Genomic DNA, 17,921 nt, shown 5'->3' with positions numbered 1-17,921 from the left:
CTCTTAAAAAACGCGGTATCAATACGCCTGTACCAGCTTGACACCTTTTTGCAGCATAACGATTCCCTTGGCCCCCAACACTTCAACAGCCTTGTCAACGTCCTGTTCCGCAACCTGGGCTGCCAAACCTTCACAAGAGGCACTCAGTTCACGCGGTACAGGCACAAGCTCGGCGACAATGCTGTGTTCTTTTAAAATCTTTTTCGCCCGGAAGGCGTGATATACTGACGGAAATGTAATTACACAACTGAGCATTTACTAACCCTTTCCCTATGCACTCGCAAAGTATACTATGATTAGATTATCTGCTATATGGATAGTATACTCACCGCCGGCCTCAGAACATTCCGACCGGAAGTTCTGCGACTTGGCAAATTTAATAATAAGTCCCTCAGATCAAATATATTCGCCACAGTCCATCAAACTCCTTTGCTTATCGGTACAATAAATATTACATGCTTATAATAATATTCCTGCCAAGCCATTGTTTAAGAGGAAATTGTATCTTAGTTTCCGAATTATACAACTATACAACACACGGTAAAAATTTCATTTGGAATATCTATTTATATCTGAGGTGAGCATATGTCCTATATTCAATCATTAACCGTATTTTTACAAGTAGCCGAAGAAGGCAGCTTTTCCGCCGCTGCAAAAAAACTCGCCCTAACCCAGCCGACCGTTTCCTTTCATATCGACAACCTGGAAAAAAATTTTGGCTGCCCGTTATTTACCCGGACATCCAAAGGGGTATCACTAACTATCTACGGAGAAAAGCTATACGAAACTACCCGGACAATTAACAGCCTGGTTGCCAGCACCCATAGTGAAATTCAGGCCATGACACAAGGTTCAAGAGGCCGGATACTGCTGGGTGCCAGCACAATCCCGGCAGATTATATCCTGCCGCCGCTATTGGCCAGGTTTCTCAGTGAACATCCCGGACTTACGCTGTCTTTGGTAACAGGCGACAGCCAAACCATCTTGAAAAGGTTTACCCAGGGCGAGTTTCCCATTGCTGTCATCGGCTCGAAACCCGATGACAGCCTTATTAGTCAGCCCTTATGGACAGATGCCCTGGTGCTTGCCGCCCATCCGGATTTTAAACCGGCCAGCGGCACTTCCCCGGTCAAAGACTGGCTGCCTGCCTTACCGTTTATTTTGCGAAAAGAATCCTCCGGTACGGCACGTTCGGCGCTGGAGGCACTGGCACGGCTGGGCATAACAGCCGCTGACCTTACTGTCGTGATGGAAGCAGGCAGTAATCAAGCAATAAAAGCCGCCATTATGAACAAAATCGGCGTAGGCTTTATCTCTGCCTGGGCCGTGGAGAGCGAGCTTGCCTCCGGTCAGCTTATTGCACTGCCACTACCCGGCACCGCCATCAAACGCCAATTCTATGCCCTTAGCCGTCAGCCGCTGCGCCCGGCATGTCTGGAGACCTTCTGGCAGTATTTAATCAAACAGAATTAGTAGTCTCCCAGAACTAGCAGTCCGCCACTTTGACCCGGTTGCGTCCGCTATGTTTTGCTTCATACAGCGCCTTATCAGCCCGGGCAATAAAGTCGGACGGCTTATCCTCCGGTGTTACACGGCCGCCTGCCACGCCTACGCTTACCGTCACATGGGCAGCCACCGGCGAGGCGCTATGCGGTATATTGCACCGCTCGATGGCTTGCCGAATGGCTTCCGCGACCTCGGCAGCGCCGGCAATGGAGGTTTCCGGCAAAATAACAACAAATTCCTCACCGCCATAGCGTGCCAATAAATCACCCGGCCGTTTTAGAACCCGGCCTGCGGCTGCCGCCACCTGTTTCAAGCAATCGTCGCCTTCCTGGTGCCCATAGGTGTCATTGTAATATTTAAAAAAATCAAGATCCAGAAACAGAACCGACAGTTCGCTGCCTGTTCTTGCCGCCCGCCGCCATTCCATATCATAGATTCGTTCAAAATGCCGCCTGTTCGCAATGCCGGTTAAACCGTCCAGCGAAGACAGGCGGCTTAATTCTCGATTGGCATTTTCCAGTTCTTCCAGAACCTTTACCAATTCAGCCTCCCGTGCTTTACGCTGATCGATTTCATATTTGATTTTCAAAGCCGAAAGCACCCTTGCTTTGAGTTCCAGCGGCTTGACCGGTTTGGTGATAAAATCCATAGCCCCGGCGGTAAATGCCCTTTCCAGCGTCTCCGTGATATCACTGGCCGTGATAACAATAATCGGAATGTCTTTTAAACATCGATTGGCTTTTATCAGCCGGCAGGCTTCAATCCCATCCATGTCCGGCATAATTACATCCATGAGAATAAGATCAATGCGTGTGGACGCACAGGCCGGCCGGTCCATTCCCAATAAGTCAAAAGCGGCGAATGCCGTTTCGGCGGTAATTACCTCACTAAACCCATTTTTCTCCAATAAACGTTTAACCAATACCCGGCTGTCTGCCGAATCGTCAACAATTAAGATAGCCATCTGAGTACTCCTCCCTGCCTATTCATAGCAGATTTCAACAACTTCAAGATATTGCTTCAATTCCTGGGCTAGTTCGCGGGCTCTAACCGGCTCCTGTTGTTTTCCGGCCTGTTCAATGGCTGCCCCGAGCTCGGTGATTCTGTCAAAACCATAGCCGCCGCCAATACCTTTTAGTGTATGCCCAATTACCCGTATGGCCTCAGAGTCCTTACTATCTGCGGCAGTTACAATAGCATTGATATCTTCCTGCCGCTTTTGCAGAAATCCTGGAATCAAATCCTCCAGATCACGATCAATAACAACACTGTATTTCACATCAGGTTCCTCCTCGCAAAATGTGCTATGGCATCCAACAGAACACGCTTCTTAATGGGTTTGGTAAGATGGGCATCACAGCCTGAATCACGTGTTTTTATGCCATCTTCCTGCAACGCATACGCTGTCAGGGCAATAATGGGTGTACGGGTACGCCCCTGTTCCTGTTCCCAGTTTCTGATGGTTCTGGTGGCCTGATAGCCATCCAGCACCGGCATTTGCATATCCATAAACACCAGATGATATTGGCGGGCCATAAACTTTTCCACAGCAATCTGACCATTGTCAGCTATATCCAGCTTATACGGAGTCTTTCTGAGATAAGCCTCAATCAGCAGTTGGTTATCTGCCGAGTCTTCCACCAGCAAAATATTCAGCGGCTCCTGCCGGATGGCTTCCGGTATTGGCTGCTGGCCGGCGATAAGCCCGGTGCAGGACAGGTGAGCGGCTTCTGTAGTTCCATTTCCCTGACCAACTATTACGGTAAAGTAAAAAGTACTGCCCACTCCCAGCATACTTTCCACCCAAATACGGCCTTCCATTAATTCCACCAAACGCTTGGCAATGGCCAGTCCTAAGCCGGTGCCGCCATATTTTCGGGTATCGGAAGCGTCAACCTGGGTAAACCTCTCAAAAATGTGTCCAAGCTTGTCCTGAGGAATGCCAATACCGGTATCGCGCACAACAAACAGCAATTCGACAAAGCCGGCTTCCGGTTGGCTTCTTTGCGCTACCTCTAGCGTAACCTCACCGGCTTCTGTGAATTTAACGGCATTGGCCAGCAGGTTGATGAGCACCTGCTGCAAGCGCGCCGGATCACCAATCAGGCGGGAAGGTGTTTCCGGCCTGATATGCCAGTGAAGCGCAATGCCTTTTTGCTGGGCCTGCAGCAGTATAATCTGACAAGTCTCTTCCACCGCGATAAATAAATCAAACTCGCTTTTATTTAAAGTTGGATGCCCAAGCTCTATCTTGGAAAGATCCAGGATATCGTTGATAAGATTAAGTAAATTTTCTCCGGCCGACCGGGACACCCGCACATATTTTTCCTGTTCAGGCGTAAGCGGGGTTTCTCCCAGCAGCTCGCCCATTCCTAAAATTGCATTTAACGGCGTGCGGATCTCATGACTCATATTGGCTAAAAACTGTGATTTTGCCACCGAGGCTGCGAGAGCTGCATCTCTGGCAACAGTAAGCGCCTGATTGGCATCATTCAGCGTTTCTGTTTTCGTACGGATGTTTTCCGCCATATAATTGAAAACATTGCATAGGGTTTTGATCTCCGAAACCGAAACATCAATAAGGCTCTGCTCAACCCGGTAACTATAATCACCGGCCCGCATGGCGTCTGCCCCGGCGATCAACCGCCTGATGGGAGTTGCCAGCCGCTTTTCCAGCACCATGGTTAATGGCAGGGTCGCCAGCATTAATACCAGGAAACAGATAAACATAATGCTGATTTGTCGGTAAAAGGACTCTAATATTTCCCCTTTTTCAACCTCGCCAATGATAATCCAGTCACGGTTAATCAGCTGGCGATAGGCACCGATAACCTCTTGGCCGCGGTAGTTGGTATAGGCGGCAGTACCTGTTTTGCCCTGGCTGACCACTTGCAGCGTTTCGCCGTTAATCGGGAAACTCAGCCTGGCATTGTCCTTAGCAACCCCGGTTTCTACCAGTTGACCGATAAACCGCGACTCGGTAATCATTACCCCCTGTTGATTAATCAGATAGGTTTCTCCTGTACGGCCAAACTGAAACTGTTTCATAATCTTGTCAATGGTGGCAAGTTTGACTGCTCCCAGCATCAGACCTTTAAATTGACGGTATTCATCAAAGACAGGGGCAGAAAAAACAACTACAGGCTGTCCGTCGGCTGCTCCCCGTGCTGTCAGCACATCGCTTACATATTCCTGTCCTTGGGCAGCTTTTTGATAATAAGGACGGTCAGATATATCAATTCCTGTCGTCGCAAACGGAGCGGCAACCGTAACTCCCGCTTTATTAACATAAATGACAGCAGAAAACTCATCCTGACTTTGCAGGAACTGCTTGATTCTTGCGTTGATAGACTCAATATCCTCTGTTTCGGCTTTAAGCACCGGCCAGTTGGCCATATCTCTGATGACGGCAGCGCGCTCATGAAACCACTTATCAATGGTATCCTGCTGCATCGTAATCATCTGCTCAAGATTCTCGGCGCTTCCCCGCTTGGTATTCTGCAGCTCATAGTAAGTAAAAATAAGCATTAACGTAATACAAGGCAGCAAAACCAGCATAAATCCCCAAAACCGCAGCAATGACTTGAGGGTATTGAGCCCAAGCAGAGCATTGATGCAATTAAACAAACGGCCAAGTACCTGCATAACAGCCTCCGGAAAAAATAAATGTTTCTTACATTCGATAATTCGACAATTACCCCTATTATTCCTGCCGTATTAGCTTATTTATCAGCTAGTCGAAAGAACAAACGTTTGCAGAACATATGTTCTTGTGTTATAATTATGCTAGTGTTTCTGTGTACATTCGTTGAGTTTGTACGCGCCGTACGTTACAATACATATTGGTGGTGAAACCATGAAAACGCTGGACCCACTGGCTAAGCTGAAAATTTTGGGCGAAGGGGCTAAATATGATGTGTGTGCCTCAACCGCCACCAGAGTAAAAAAGCCCGGACAATGGAATATTGGGGCAACCGCCCCCAGCGGCATATGTCATTCCTTTACTCCTGACGGACGCTGCATTTCCCTGTTTAAGGTGCTATTGACAAATTACTGTGAAAAAGACTGTGCCTATTGTCCCAACCGCGCCGGACGCGATGTCGCCCGCACCAAGTTTGCTGCCGATGAATTGGCCGGACTATTTATGGAATTTTACCGCCGCAATTATGTGGAAGGCTTGTTTTTAAGTTCAGGTGTTACCCACTCCACCGGCCATACCATGAGTGAAATCCTTAAAGTGGCGGAAGTCCTCCGCAGCCGCTACAAATTTGGCGGCTACATCCACCTTAAAATTTTGCCGGGTGCCGCCGATGCCGATGTGGCCGCCGCCATGCGGTTTGCCAACAGGGTATCGCTGAATATGGAGGCTCCCAGCGCCGCTCATTTGGCCCGGCTTAGCAGCAGCAAGAACTTTACCGGCGAGATACTTGACGGTATGGCCAAAATCAGCCGCCACCTGAAAGAACAGCCGGGAGTCAGTCATTCCACCCAATATATTGTGGGTGCTGCCCAGGAAGCCGACCGGGATATTTTGCAGTCGGTAACCAGCCTCTACCACCAGTACAACCTGAAACGCGCGTATTTCAGCGCCTTTCAGCCGGTAGACGATACACCGCTTGCCACCGTGGGCCAGACACCGCTGCTGCGGGAAAACCGCCTGTACCAGTCTGACTTTCTCCTGCGTCTCTACGGGTTTCGCTACAGTGATTTGGTTTTCGATACCTGCGGCAATCTGGATCAGGACCTTGATCCTAAACTGGCCTATGCGCTCCATCATCCTGAAATCTTTCCACTGGAAATAAATAAGGCCTCGTTTCAGGACTTGCTCAAAGTACCCGGCCTGGGCCCGCGCTCGGCCGCCAAAATTGTCCGGGTCCGCCGTGAATACCGCTTCACACAGCCGGCAGAATTAAAAAATGCCGGGTTAGTGCTTAAGCGCGCATTATCCTTCATTACCATTGATGGCCGGTTTTATGGCGACCGCATCAAACTCGCCAAACCCAACCGCCAAAATTATACGCAACTCAGTTTATGGGGGGACACACGTGATCATCTGCTCACAGTCGCCATGGCCGATCATTAAAGCCGCGTTGCTGGCTCAAATACATAATGACCTGCCTTGCTTCCACAGCGAACAGGATAGTCTCGGCCTGTTTAAGGATACCACCGTATATAATGCGGACGAAATACCCCTGGCAACCTTGCTCAAACAGGTATCTGACACCTGCGGTCTGAACGCCGCCTGGCTGCTTGACAGCCCTGGGCAGACGCTCACACGGCTGGTGGCGGCCAATCTGCGTTATCAGGCGGCCGACCGTTCGGCTGTCATTTTTGCGGCAGCCGAACAGGCTATCCGTTACGGACATTCCTATTGTTTCTGCGGTATTGGTGATATCAGCCGGATGTTTCTTTCCCGCGCCAAGGTAGTATCGCACGAAGTGCATAAGATGCTGGGGTTTATCCGCTTTCACCCGGCTCCGGACAATACCCTGGTGGCACGGCCAAAACTGTTTCATCAAACCGCTGATCTCATTTTAAAAAAGTTTGTTGCCCGTTACCCGAACACCCGGCTTGTTTTCCTGCTGGAAGATACGGCACTGGTATTAATGGAGGGCAAGCTAACACAGACTGCCGCCGCCCCTTACTTGCCTTATCTGGAAAATCAGGATTTTGCCGCCGCCTGGGAAACTTATTATCAGTCACAGTATATTGCCGCCCGCAAAAACATCAAACTAGCCCAGCATGTCATTCCGAAAAAATACTGGAATTGGCTGGCCGAAGGCAAAATACTGGAAAGTGAGGCTTCTAAATAACCCATGCATAAACACCTGCCGCAACCGTACTTCAGCCGGTTTGTCAGAGCAATTATCGAATTTGACATGCTCCAGGACGGGGACAAAATCCTTGTCGGCCTGTCCGGCGGCAAAGACAGCCTGTTTCTGACCTATGCCCTGGCAGTTCTCAAAGACATTTCACCGGTAAAATTTGAGCTGGGCGCCTTTACCCTTGACCCCCTGTTCACTACTGATTTTGACCCTGCGCCGTTGCTGGATTTTTGTACCAGGCTGGGGATTCCTTTTGGCACCAGCCAAGCCAATATTGCCGGTATCATTGAGAATAACGCCGGGAAGGACCCTTGTTTCACCTGTGCCTTTTTCCGGCGCGGTGCCGTAAATAATTATGCCAAACAACACGGCTACAACAAAGTAGCTCTGGCACACCATCACGATGATGCCGTGGAAACCTTCTACATGGGAATGTTGTACGCCGGTCACTTAAAAACCTTTGCCCCGGTAACCTACTTAAGCCGTACCGGCCTTACCGTCATCCGCCCGCTGGTATACTTCCGGGAAAAAGAGCTCCGGGAAAGCGTCAGCCTGCACGGCTTAACACCCATTGCCAGCCCCTGCCCGATGAACGGCAAAACCAAGCGTCAGGAAATCAAGGAACAGATTGCCGCGCTGGAAGCAGCCGACCCGGCGTTTTACGCCCACCTTGCCGCCGCCATGCGCGGCGGCAAGGCTGCCGAACTCTGGCCGGAACCACCCGACCGCCGCCAGCTCAAAGTCAAGCATGACGCCTTTTGGCGGCAAAACCGGCAATAAACAGTAGAAAAGCTTGTAAAATTCCTCAAAAAAGAGGAAAAGTTTGGATAAGCATAGAAGAATACCTCTACTTCAAAACTATCTGATTGTGAGGGATGTCTATGACCTGGAAAAATAAACTCTGTTTATTGCTTTGTATGATTATAGCAGGCTTAAGCATGCTGCCGACAGCAGCCTCGGCCAGCAGCAGTGATCTTACCAAAGTAACAGTCGCAGTAAAAATCGAAAAGCCGGACTATTTCTGGCAGTATCCGTTTTTAGGAAAGCAACTCACCGGCGTCACAATTACCAGCTTTGGTAAAACATTTTCCATACCGGCCATGACTGATGCCGATACCCTGGAAATTGACGTGCCGCGAGGCTATCATGCCCGCCTCAATATCCAATTGCAGCATGATGACATCATACTGCAAACCCTCTCCTATGTTTCCAAGCGCAGGGTTTCTCCTAACAATGCGAATTTTACCATTGTGCTAAAAGCGCCTGAACCACAGTCACTCTCCTTTTCATCTGCCGATTTTGAGAGTTCCCGCCCCTAACCTCCTGATAGGAGAAAATACGGAAAATGCCCTGCCGTAAACCCGGCAGGGCATTTTCCGTATTTTTCGCTTTTATTTAGCTACCTTAATCCCATAACGGGTCTTCCTTCCGGCCTGCAATGGGCAGTCCGGATGCCTGTGCCAGCTTATACCCCAGATAATAGCCAAAACAGATAATGGTCTCCACCGGTGAAAAGTATTCCACCGTGGTGTCAAATAAGAAATTGGCGTTGCCGCCAAACTCCTCATCGGCTTCCCACAGCAATACCGCCAGCGGCACCCGGGGGAAAGCCTGGAAAGAGTAAGCACTATGCGCCATTTTTAGCTTTTCGCCGCCAAAGGCAGCGGCGGCGCGGTCAAAGGCGGGCAAGTCATGCTGAAAGGTATTTACCAGACCGTCCAGCACCTCTTTTTTAAAGGCCGGAAAAAAAACCATGCCGCCATTGGGTACTTCTTTTAAGGTTATCCATTTCCCGGACGGTTCAACATCCTGGGAAAAAGCCAGATAATGCAGAATCAGCATCCCGGTGCCCAAGGCACAACGCCGGCCGGTTGCCTGCTCATAAACCTCACCGCCGGCAACATCCACCACATAAGGCTTTTGGAAAAAAGGAACTACATAGGTTCCGGAAATTGCCGAATACTCGGCCACAGCATTATGACATACAACTGCCGGCTTCTTTTCTTTTAAGTCGGCGACCGCCTTATCATAGGCAAACTGATAGCTTGATGCCACCTTCCCCACCTCCATTAGTTAGTTAATCAAGCAATTCGTTCACATATACCAGCCGGATACCGCCGGCTTCTATTTCGGGAATCATTTCCCGCACGGCAGTAACCGTATTGGGCCGGGCATGGCCAATAACTGTCACACTGCCATTTTTTTGCGCCATTTTCACGGCTTTACGCAGTTGGTCTTTTATCAGTTCAATATCAGAACTATTGTCTAAAAACAGTTCGTTTTCCCCGGTCCTGATCCCCAGCTGCCGCGAAGTCTCGGCAGCAATGGTCTGCCCGTTGGTGCGGCTGTCGATAAAGAACAGATTGTTGCCTTTGATCACCCCAAGCACGGTTTTCATTACCCGGCGGTCCGCCGTAGCCTTCGAACCCTGATGGTTATTGACGCCCTTCACCCCAGGTGTGGCAGCAATGGCTTTTGCCACCTTATCCTTGATTTCCGCATCACTCATAGCAACAGTAATTACTGTGGGCTCAGTCTCCTCGGCGGCCGACAGCGGTTCCAGCGGCAAATGCAGCATCACCAGATGGCCGGCGCTCAAAGCGCGTGTTGCGGCTTCATTACTGTACGCACGATAGGGCAGCACAGCAAAGGTTATTGGGCGCCCCATGTTGGCAAAACCGGCAATCGGTTCTCTGGTATAGCCAAAATCGTCAATGATAATGGCCATACTGCCTGATTTCCGCTCAACCTTAGGCTTAGGTTTGGACGGCACTGCCTTTTTCTCTTTGATAATATATATCCGGTCAGTTACTAAGGTAAGCGGTTCATTGTTCAGGCTATCTTGAATGCCAACATCAATGCGGACCGCCGGTGTGCCGTTATAGTTGTCCGGTTCTGTGCCGATGACCTTGCCGCCGGCATTGGCAGCAAGCGGCTTGATGGCTTGTTCCAGAGTTTCAGGCGATACGGTTTCCGGCAGTTCCAGCAAAATATTCCGGGTGTGCCAGCGGATAATCCCCTCTACACCTGTCCGTGGAACTTCCCGCTTGGCTTCCTTTACCTCCCGGGGAGTTACCTTACTATTTGCCAAACCGCTGTCAACCGCCGCATGAAGTTTTAATGACTGCTCGGAAAAGTCAAGTATTACCCCGGCTCCTGTTTTTTCCATATTGTAGCCGGGCTCAGGAGGCTGAGCCGGCTTTTGGCCGAACTGATAATACATAATAACTGCCAAAACACCCATAAGCGCGAGTATCCAGATAAAATGATTGCTTCGTTTCTTTGCCATTAAATTCTCCTTATATACCGTTTATCAAATTAATATACCCACATACCCACTCACCTGGTAACTAAATTATATATTTGTAAACTACCTATTGTCTACTGTCTCCTAAACACAAGCAGTGCCATTCTTAACATAAACTTAACATAATCTTAAAAATCCCCGGGAGGAAAACGACTCATCCTGAACTAATTCTTTTAAGGACACTAGGTAAAAAGTCCCATCCCACAAAGTATACCATAAGGAGTATAATGTGAAAAATTTCAAAAAGCTCGCAGCCATTTTCGGTAAATTTTGTGACAAAATTAAATTGCGTAAACTCCCTAACCCCTTCGGCACCAAAGCACTTAGCGGCTTTAAATTATCATTGAAACCACCTGCACCTGCTTCGAACAACCGCAGAAAACTGACTGGCATGTGGAATAGCTTGGCTGTTTGCGCACATAACAAAGGCTTCCGCCTGAAACCTTTGGAAAGATTCTTTTACAGCCTCAGCCTTAAAGCCAAGTTAGCTACAGTTATAGCAATTATGTCCTTGCTGACAATTTGCGTTGGTGTTATCGGCCTGCATGGAATAAAAAATTCCAATGACTCTTTGAAAGCCATGTACAACAACCGCATCGTGTCACTGCAGGAACTGAAACTAATGTCAGACAGTTTCACCGTAAACATTGTGGACACCTGCCATAAAGTAAAAAACGGACACATGGCCTGGGCGTTAGGACGCAATAAACTTAACGAAGGTACCGCAATAATTAAAGAACAATGGGCTGCTTACAAAAACAAAACACTTACAGCTGAGGAAGAACGTATGGTAGCCCAAATTGACGGCTTTTTTGGTATAGCTGACGGCGCAATCGCCAAAGCCGCTGATATTATGGTCAAAGAAGATAAAGATGCATTATCCGCTTTCATGGTCGAGGAAATGTACTCAAGTATTGAACCGGTATCCGGCAAATTGTCCGAGTTACTGAGTTTGCAGCTTACTCTTGCCAATAAGGAATATCAAGACGCAGATAACAGATATCATTCTTTACTAATCCTATTTAGTGCTATCATTATTGCCGGACTCATCTTGGCCATTGGCTTAGCTTTCTTCATTCTGCAGCTGACCCTCAGAGAAATTCACGTCATGGTCGCCTGTGTGGAAGAAGTCGCCACAGGTAACTTAGCAATACCGGAAATTAAGGTTACCTCTCATGACGCAGTCGGCCGGCTAGGTACAGCGATCAATTCCATGGTGGTAAATCTGCGTTCTGTAGTGCAAACGGTATCACAATCTGCTGAACAGGTTGTAGCCGCGTCGCAAGAAACGGCAGCTTCAGTTGAGCAGGTATCAGGCACCGCCGCAGCTATAGCCGCTAGCAGCGCCGAGCTTGCCGGCGACGCTGAAATCGGTACTGTATCTGTCGTCGAAGTTTCTAAATCCCTGCTGGAATTGTCATCGCTGACCGATATTGCCAAACGGGAAGCAACCTCTGGCGCGGCAAGATCAAGAGAAACACTGACCGCAGCGCTTGAAGGGCAGCAGACAGTTGTTCACACAGTAACTTGTATGGACAATATCAAAAATAAAACACTGGAAACAGAACAGGAAATTGCCACACTCAACCAATATATAAAGCAAATTAGTGCTATCACTGACACCATAACCAACATTGCATCCCAAACCAATCTCTTATCACTTAACGCTGCGATTGAAGCCGCCCGCGCCGGCGAGGCGGGACGTGGCTTCGCTGTAGTAGCCAAAGAAGTTAAGCGGCTGGCCGAGCAGTCTACACAAGGCGCAACTGAAGTAGCTGCGCTGATTGGCAAGGTGACCCAAAGCACAGCGGCTGCTGTAGCAGCTATGCAAAGCAGCCGGATCGAGGTTGATGGCGGAGTTGCCAGCGCTACTCAGGCCCGTCAGGCGTTAGAAAACATTTTAACCGCCGTAAACAACACAGTTACCGATATCGAAGCAGTACTGACAATTACCGATGAAGAAGTTACGCAGTCCGACCAACTGATTGATCTGATTGATTCACTTGCCACAGTAATTGAAAACACTGCCCACCGGGCCAAAGAAGTTTCCGTTGCTACTAAGCAGACCTCAACCGTTATGGAATTTTTGTCTGCTAATTCTGTTGAAACCAATAATATGGCTACCAATCTTAAACTGGCCATGACTCAATTTAAAACCGACACTGACCGGTAATAACTATATTGTTAATAAAGGAGAGAACTGCTTTATGGAAAAACAAAAGTTTCAAATTATGGACAGTCAGGTCATTATTAACCTGACCGGCGACCTGCAAGGTGAATTGGCCGCTCAAATCAGAGAGGCGATCCTCAGCTATATCGATAAGGGTTACTCGACTTTTCAGCTTGATTTTTCCAACGTTGACGGCATTAACTCGACCGGTTTGGGTATGCTGGTTAATATTCAAAAACGAGCCTGCCAAAACGGTGGCGATGTTATGATTCACGGCCTCACAGGCATCGTAAAAGCAGCTTTTGAACGTACCCGCCTAACCCGTGCTTTTAACATCTTTGAGGATCAGCACGCAATAGTATAGACAGCAGTATGGTTCATACAGACAGTATCTTCAAAGTAAAAGAACGGGATTGCTTACTTGCAATCCCGTTTTTTTACTTAGTGTGTGCATATTTACGAACGGAAGTTAATAAACTGTAATTCTATCCCAAAATCTTTTTCTTTAAGCTTTTGAATAACAGCCTGCAAATCATCTTTCTTCGCACCAATTACCCGCACCTGGTCATCCATAATTTGTGCTTGTACTTTGAGCTTCTGTTCTTTAATATAGCCAACTACGGCTTTACCCTTTTCCTTGCTGATACCTTTTTGGATCATGACAGTCTGCTTGACTGTGCCGCTGAAAGCCGATTCAATTTTCCCGGGGTCCAGACACTTCAGGGGAACATTGCGCTTCACCATTTTGGTGCGCAGAATATCAAGCATGGCCCCCAGCTTATATTCATCTTCAGCCGATAATTTTAAAGAGTCCTTCTCCAGAACAATTTCGGCTTTGCTGCCTTTAAAATCATAGCGCTGTCCAATCTCCTTGGTAGTCTGATTGACAGCATTATCCATCTCCTGCATATCCACTTCTGACACAATATCAAAGGAACAATCTTTCGCCATAACCAGTAACCCCTTTCATCCAAAAACATTAGTCAAAAATATAATACCATATTTCTCTATTTTGTCCAAAAAAACCTGCTAATACAAACACGGGGCAGACATAATGTCTGCCCCTAATATACTTATTGGTCTATGCCCCATATTCGTTTAACATCCTCCGGGGTGGCAATTTCCCGGCCCATGGCTTTGGCGATATTGGCTATGCGTTCTACCAACGCAGCATTGGTGGTCAAAACGCCTTTGGCATAGTAGATATTATCCTCTATTCCCACCCGGACATGCCCGCCCAGCGACATAGCCATAACCGACAGATTAACATGCTGGGGGCCTATGACCGAGACACTCCAGACAGTGTCAGGCGGCAGGCTCTCTACCAGAAAGAAGAGATTTTTGGGCGTAGCCGGCAAGGATCCTTTAACGCCCAGTACCAGGTTAAACTGCAGCGGGTCTTTAATGAGGCCTTTTTTCTTTAGTTCCAGCGCATTATTTATCATAGCGGCATCAAATACTTCGATTTCCGGTTTAATGTTTCTTGCCAGCATGGTTTTGGCCAGGTACTCTACCAATGCAGGCTCATTCAGATTGGCCGAATTGGGAAAATTGGACGACCCGGTGGACAAACTGGCGGAAACCGGATTAAGTACCAGCGCCGCGGCGCGGGCTTCGGCTGTTTTTCCCGCCCTGGCACCGGTAGATATCTGCTTAATGACAGGACAGGCCGTTTGGTCAATGGCCCGCACAATTTCGGCAAAATACTTCAGCTCCGAGGCAGGCTTTCCCTCTTCGTCCCGGGCGTGAATGTGCGCTACGGCAGCCCCCTGGGCGTAACAGGCTGAAATGTCCCGGGCAATCTCGTCAGCCGTTACCGGTACATAGGGTGTCATGCTTTTTGTCGGCACATTTCCGGTTGGCGCTATTGTAATAATCAGTTTTTCCATAGCGTGTCTCCTTATCCCTACATAGTAAGGGCAATCTTTTTCTCAAATTCGGCAAACCCGGCAGCCAGGGCTGCCACAAGCTCGTCTGCCTGTTCTGCCGTCATGGTCAGCGGCGGAGCCAACAGGAACTGATCACCGTTTTCACCGTCGGCATTGCCTGTACCCGGATAAACAATCACACCGTGCTTTACCAGTGTCAGCGTTAATTTTTCTGCGATCCCCAGCGAAGCCTCAAATGGCTCTTTGGTAACCTTATCCCTGACCAGTTCCACGCCAAGCATCATGCCTTTGCCGCGAACATCGCCCACATACCAGAAAGGCAGCAATTCTTCCTGCAGCCGGCGCAGCAGATAAGCCCCGACTACCCGTGATTTTTCTACCAAATCATCCTCAACCAGAGTTTTGACTACAGCTACGGCCACGGCCGCCGATAGCGGATTGCCGCCATAGGTGTGTCCATGCACAAAAATACCCGAACCTTGCTTAAAGGCATTGTAAATTTCTTCTTTAGCAATAACTCCGCCCAGCGGCGAGTAACCTGCACTCATGCCTTTAGCGACACAAATCATATCAGGAATTACATCCCAGTCCTCAATGCTGAACATAGTGCCGGTACGCCCGAAACCTGCCATGACTTCATCATCAATAAACAATATATCATAATGATCGCAAATCTGGCGGATAATTTTAAAATAGTCTTTATGGGGAACAATGGCCCCACAGGCTGCGCCGCCGACGCTTTCGGCAATAAAGGCGGCCACATTGTCGGCCCCCTCCATTTTAATAGCCCGTTCCAAATCCAGAGCGCATTCGACGCCGCAGCTTTCCTGATTTTTGCCAAAAGGACAGCGGTAGCAATAGGCAGGCGCAATATGGGGGAAATCTAATAACAGCGGCGTATATTTTTTACGGCGTTTATCGCCAGTCATGGATAAAGCGCCGATGGTATTGCCATGAAAACTCTTCCAACGGGAAATAATCCTGTATTTACCCGATTTGCCGTCTCGCTCAAGGTAATACTGGCGTGCCATCTTGAGAGCAGCTTCGGTAGCTTCCGAACCCCCTGACACCAAATACAGTTTATTAAGAGAACCGGGGGCCAGTTTGGCCACTAAGGCGGACAGTTTCTTGATCGGGGCGGAAGTCCAGCGGGAAAGGTGGCTAAAAGCAACTTTGTTTGCTTGCTGCGTCATAGCCTCAATAACCCGTGGATGGGCATGCCCCAGATTGGCTACGGCAGCCCCCGAGCAAGCGTCAATATAGCGGTTGCCATCAGTATCATACAGATAGATGCCCTCGCCGCGCTCAACTTCCAGATAATTTTTATTGATATTCCGGTAGAATACATTATCCATTATTTTTCCTCCCTCCGGGTAAATTCCCCACATCTAAAAAAATCCACATCCTCCAAGACCTGTTGTTCTGCTTTCATTTTGGTGTAGACTTCTGTTTACTGGCAGTATATCATGTTATATATATGAGCAAAAATTATTGTTTTTTATGGTATTAATTACTTTTATTAATACCTGAGAGGAATGGCTATGGAATTAAGACAGCTGCAAATATTTGTTACTGCCGCGCAAACCCTCAATTTTACCAAGGCAGCCATGAAACTAGGGTATACCCAGTCAAACATTACCAGCCAGGTTCGCCAGTTGGAGGAAGAATTACAGGTAAAACTATTCGAACGGTTTGGCAAAGGCCTCCGTCTGACCAGCGAAGGCAAACATTTTCACCAAAGCGCAGAAAACATACTGGAGCAATGTGAAAAGGCCAAGAGCGAACTAACCCCTGATATATTTCAGGGAGTGCTCACCATCGGAGCAGCCGAAACACTTTGTGTAAACCGCTTGCCCAAAATATTACTGGAATACCGAAAAAAATACCCCCGGATTGAAATCAGAGTTCAAACCGAGAGTTGTTATCAGCTTTTTCAATTATTGCGGACCAATAGTGTTGACATTGCTTTAGCTCTGGCCGGTAATATTCAGCAGCCGGATATGATCGTGAGAACCCTTTATGAGGAAGCAATGACTGTCGTAATCAGCCCGCTTCACCCGCTTGCACAGCAACAGAAGCTGGAACCAGTGGATTTGGCCACAGAGTGCCTCATTCTTACTACCGAAGGCTGCGGCTACCGCCCGGTTGTGCTCGCCGCATTAGAACATCAGCAGGTTAAACCTGGCGCCATCATGGAGCTTTCCAGTGTCGGCGCTATCAAGGAATGCACCGCCTGCGGCCTGGGGATTGCCATATTGCCAAAAATCGCCGTACATGACGAACTGCTGCGTAAAAAACTTATCGAACTTAACTGGCTCGGCCCGCCACTTGATGTCAAAACACAATTAATCTATCACCGGGATAAGTGGCTGTCGCCCGCCATCCAGGCATTCCTGGAGTTATGTGAGACCATGGGAAAGTAAGGAGCCAAGCAGCAGCTGAGAGAATTTGTTATCCTACAAACAAAGCGATAAGCACAGGTGCCAACACTGATGTAAAGATGCCGGCCAAAGCCATGGCCACTCCCGCCATGGCACCTTGCTGCTCCCCCTCTAAGAGCGCCATGGCCGTTCCCTGGCCATGTGACACCGTCCCCATAGCCAGCCCCCTGGCGACAGGATTGTAAATTTTGAACCGGCTAAGCAGACTTAGCCCAATAACTGAGCCAAATGTCCCGGTAGCTACCACAAAAGCGACCGCCAGCGCCGGATTCCCCCCTGCCAGTGCCGCCACTTCGACCGCAAAAGGAACGGTTGAGGATTTGGGAATAATCGAAACGATAATTTCCCTTGACAAACCGCCGATTTGCGTAATAAACAGCACTGATGCCATCGATACCAGTGTTCCCAGACCAACACCAGTGAATATGGCAATACCATATTGCTTTAACAGATGCCGGTTCCGGTACAGCGGCACCGCCAGTGCAACAGTAGCCGGCCCCAGCAGAAAAGTCATCACATCTTTGGCCGGAGTGTATGCCGCATAATCCTGTTTGCCCACAACCAGGATGGCGATAATCACCGCAGCGCTCAACAGCACAATATTAATTAACGGATGGTTATAGCGAAAATACAAATAGCGGCAAATCAAATAAATGCCAACGGTAAGAATAATAAATCCGGCAGACAGCATTACTTGCATTTCTTGTCCTCCTTCAATAATCTTAAAGAATCTCTTTAATTCTCAGTTTTACATAGCATTTCACATATTTAAGACTCGTCTTT

Annotated in this window: 18 protein-coding genes; 8 read left to right on the top strand and 10 right to left on the bottom strand. The window is 48.5% G+C overall.

The features are described 5' to 3' along the window. Window positions 1-18 precede the first annotated feature (18 nt). The gene (locus GT1_RS18695) at window positions 19-255 is read right to left on the bottom strand and encodes a DUF3343 domain-containing protein (protein ID WP_075756703.1); all 237 of its coding nucleotides are present in this window, start codon (window positions 253-255) and stop codon (window positions 19-21) included. 330 nt (window positions 256-585) lie between these two features. On the opposite strand from GT1_RS18695, the gene GT1_RS18690 reads away from it, so the two are divergent. Then, entirely contained in the window at window positions 586-1,473 is an 888-nt protein-coding gene (locus GT1_RS18690) for a LysR family transcriptional regulator (RefSeq protein ID WP_188399987.1), read from the top strand. Between the two features lie 13 nt (window positions 1,474-1,486). On the opposite strand, the gene GT1_RS18685 is transcribed toward GT1_RS18690, so the two are convergent. From GT1_RS18685 to GT1_RS18675, 3 genes are read right to left on the bottom strand one after another with little or no spacing between them, the layout of a single operon-like run. Further along, a complete protein-coding gene (locus GT1_RS18685; RefSeq protein ID WP_188399986.1) occupies window positions 1,487-2,470 on the bottom strand; it encodes a diguanylate cyclase in 984 nt (327 codons plus the stop codon). Window positions 2,471-2,488: 18 nt separating this feature from the next. Further along, a complete protein-coding gene (locus tag GT1_RS18680; RefSeq protein ID WP_188399985.1) occupies window positions 2,489-2,785 on the bottom strand; it encodes an Hpt domain-containing protein in 297 nt (98 codons plus the stop codon). Next, window positions 2,782-5,151, bottom strand: a complete 2,370-nt coding sequence (locus GT1_RS18675; protein ID WP_188399984.1) for an ATP-binding protein — start codon at window positions 5,149-5,151, stop codon at window positions 2,782-2,784. The genes GT1_RS18680 and GT1_RS18675 overlap by 4 nt, the downstream gene beginning before the upstream one ends. A gap of 211 nt (window positions 5,152-5,362) precedes the next feature. On the opposite strand from GT1_RS18675, the gene GT1_RS18670 reads away from it, so the two are divergent. From GT1_RS18670 to GT1_RS18655, 4 genes are all read left to right on the top strand, one after another. Then, on the top strand, window positions 5,363-6,589 hold the full coding sequence (locus GT1_RS18670) for a putative DNA modification/repair radical SAM protein (protein WP_223226368.1): 1,227 nt from the start codon (window positions 5,363-5,365) through the stop codon (window positions 6,587-6,589). Further along, window positions 6,552-7,319 carry a DUF4130 domain-containing protein gene (locus GT1_RS18665; RefSeq protein ID WP_188399983.1) on the top strand — a complete coding sequence of 256 codons (768 nt, stop codon included), beginning with the start codon at window positions 6,552-6,554 and terminating at the stop codon, window positions 7,317-7,319. Before GT1_RS18670 ends, GT1_RS18665 begins: the two co-directional genes overlap by 38 nt. Window positions 7,320-7,322: 3 nt before the next feature. Continuing rightward, the gene (locus GT1_RS18660; RefSeq protein WP_188399982.1) at window positions 7,323-8,111 is read left to right on the top strand and encodes a tRNA 2-thiocytidine biosynthesis TtcA family protein; all 789 of its coding nucleotides are present in this window, start codon (window positions 7,323-7,325) and stop codon (window positions 8,109-8,111) included. 137 nt (window positions 8,112-8,248) lie between these two features. Then, the gene (locus tag GT1_RS18655) at window positions 8,249-8,650 is read left to right on the top strand and encodes a hypothetical protein (RefSeq protein ID WP_188399981.1); all 402 of its coding nucleotides are present in this window, start codon (window positions 8,249-8,251) and stop codon (window positions 8,648-8,650) included. Window positions 8,651-8,735: 85 nt separating this feature from the next. On the opposite strand, the gene GT1_RS18650 is transcribed toward GT1_RS18655, so the two are convergent. Both GT1_RS18650 and GT1_RS18645 read right to left on the bottom strand, forming a co-directional pair. Further along, on the bottom strand, window positions 8,736-9,386 hold the full coding sequence (locus GT1_RS18650) for a DUF3786 domain-containing protein (protein WP_188399980.1): 651 nt from the start codon (window positions 9,384-9,386) through the stop codon (window positions 8,736-8,738). Window positions 9,387-9,408: 22 nt separating this feature from the next. Beyond that, the gene (locus GT1_RS18645; protein ID WP_188399979.1) at window positions 9,409-10,620 is read right to left on the bottom strand and encodes a divergent polysaccharide deacetylase family protein; all 1,212 of its coding nucleotides are present in this window, start codon (window positions 10,618-10,620) and stop codon (window positions 9,409-9,411) included. Window positions 10,621-10,867: 247 nt separating this feature from the next. Between GT1_RS18645 and GT1_RS18640 the strand changes: the two genes are divergently transcribed. Continuing rightward, a complete protein-coding gene (locus GT1_RS18640) occupies window positions 10,868-12,811 on the top strand; it encodes a methyl-accepting chemotaxis protein (protein WP_188399978.1) in 1,944 nt (647 codons plus the stop codon). A gap of 34 nt (window positions 12,812-12,845) precedes the next feature. After that, window positions 12,846-13,172: an STAS domain-containing protein gene (locus GT1_RS18635; protein ID WP_188399977.1), complete on the top strand. Its 327-nt coding sequence runs from the start codon at window positions 12,846-12,848 to the stop codon at window positions 13,170-13,172. Between the two features lie 92 nt (window positions 13,173-13,264). Here the strand turns inward: GT1_RS18635 and GT1_RS18630 are convergent, their stop codons facing one another. The 3 genes from GT1_RS18630 to GT1_RS18620 form a co-directional block, all read right to left on the bottom strand. After that, window positions 13,265-13,759, bottom strand: a complete 495-nt coding sequence (locus tag GT1_RS18630; protein ID WP_188399976.1) for a YajQ family cyclic di-GMP-binding protein — start codon at window positions 13,757-13,759, stop codon at window positions 13,265-13,267. Between the two features lie 122 nt (window positions 13,760-13,881). Further along, on the bottom strand, window positions 13,882-14,697 hold the full coding sequence (locus tag GT1_RS18625) for a 3-keto-5-aminohexanoate cleavage protein (RefSeq protein WP_188399975.1): 816 nt from the start codon (window positions 14,695-14,697) through the stop codon (window positions 13,882-13,884). 17 nt (window positions 14,698-14,714) lie between these two features. Then, a complete protein-coding gene (locus tag GT1_RS18620; protein ID WP_188399974.1) occupies window positions 14,715-16,052 on the bottom strand; it encodes an aspartate aminotransferase family protein in 1,338 nt (445 codons plus the stop codon). Between the two features lie 186 nt (window positions 16,053-16,238). Here GT1_RS18620 and GT1_RS18615 point away from each other — a divergent pair, with 186 nt between their 5' ends. After that, window positions 16,239-17,120, top strand: a complete 882-nt coding sequence (locus GT1_RS18615) for a LysR family transcriptional regulator (RefSeq protein WP_188399973.1) — start codon at window positions 16,239-16,241, stop codon at window positions 17,118-17,120. 28 nt (window positions 17,121-17,148) lie between these two features. Here the strand turns inward: GT1_RS18615 and GT1_RS18610 are convergent, their stop codons facing one another. Continuing rightward, the gene (locus GT1_RS18610; protein ID WP_075756688.1) at window positions 17,149-17,838 is read right to left on the bottom strand and encodes an LrgB family protein; all 690 of its coding nucleotides are present in this window, start codon (window positions 17,836-17,838) and stop codon (window positions 17,149-17,151) included. Window positions 17,839-17,921: the final 83 nt, after the last annotated feature.

It is taken from the genome of Sporomusa sp. GT1 (genome assembly GCF_014634905.1).
Taxonomy (GTDB): domain Bacteria; phylum Bacillota; class Negativicutes; order Sporomusales; family Sporomusaceae; genus Sporomusa; species Sporomusa sphaeroides.
Note: the sequence above shows the minus strand (reverse complement) of the source record. Positions and strands in the feature narration are given on the sequence as shown.

Bases quoted from the DNA above. Each gene is read 5' to 3' on its own strand.
- GT1_RS18695 (WP_075756703.1), bottom strand. From the start codon at position 255: ATGCTCAGTTGTGTAATTACATTTCCGTCAGTATATCACGCCTTCCGG.
- GT1_RS18690 (WP_188399987.1), top strand. From the start codon at position 586: ATGTCCTATATTCAATCATTAACCGTATTTTTACAAGTAGCCGAAGAA.
- GT1_RS18685 (WP_188399986.1), bottom strand. From the start codon at position 2,470: ATGGCTATCTTAATTGTTGACGATTCGGCAGACAGCCGGGTATTGGTT.
- GT1_RS18675 (WP_188399984.1), bottom strand. From the start codon at position 5,151: ATGCAGGTACTTGGCCGTTTGTTTAATTGCATCAATGCTCTGCTTGGG.
- GT1_RS18670 (WP_223226368.1), top strand. From the start codon at position 5,363: ATGAAAACGCTGGACCCACTGGCTAAGCTGAAAATTTTGGGCGAAGGG.
- GT1_RS18660 (WP_188399982.1), top strand. From the start codon at position 7,323: ATGCATAAACACCTGCCGCAACCGTACTTCAGCCGGTTTGTCAGAGCA.
- GT1_RS18655 (WP_188399981.1), top strand. From the start codon at position 8,249: ATGATTATAGCAGGCTTAAGCATGCTGCCGACAGCAGCCTCGGCCAGC.
- GT1_RS18645 (WP_188399979.1), bottom strand. From the start codon at position 10,620: ATGGCAAAGAAACGAAGCAATCATTTTATCTGGATACTCGCGCTTATG.
- GT1_RS18635 (WP_188399977.1), top strand. From the start codon at position 12,846: ATGGAAAAACAAAAGTTTCAAATTATGGACAGTCAGGTCATTATTAAC.
- GT1_RS18630 (WP_188399976.1), bottom strand. From the start codon at position 13,759: ATGGCGAAAGATTGTTCCTTTGATATTGTGTCAGAAGTGGATATGCAG.
- GT1_RS18625 (WP_188399975.1), bottom strand. From the start codon at position 14,697: ATGGAAAAACTGATTATTACAATAGCGCCAACCGGAAATGTGCCGACA.
- GT1_RS18620 (WP_188399974.1), bottom strand. From the start codon at position 16,052: ATGGATAATGTATTCTACCGGAATATCAATAAAAATTATCTGGAAGTT.
- GT1_RS18615 (WP_188399973.1), top strand. From the start codon at position 16,239: ATGGAATTAAGACAGCTGCAAATATTTGTTACTGCCGCGCAAACCCTC.
- GT1_RS18610 (WP_075756688.1), bottom strand. From the start codon at position 17,838: ATGCAAGTAATGCTGTCTGCCGGATTTATTATTCTTACCGTTGGCATT.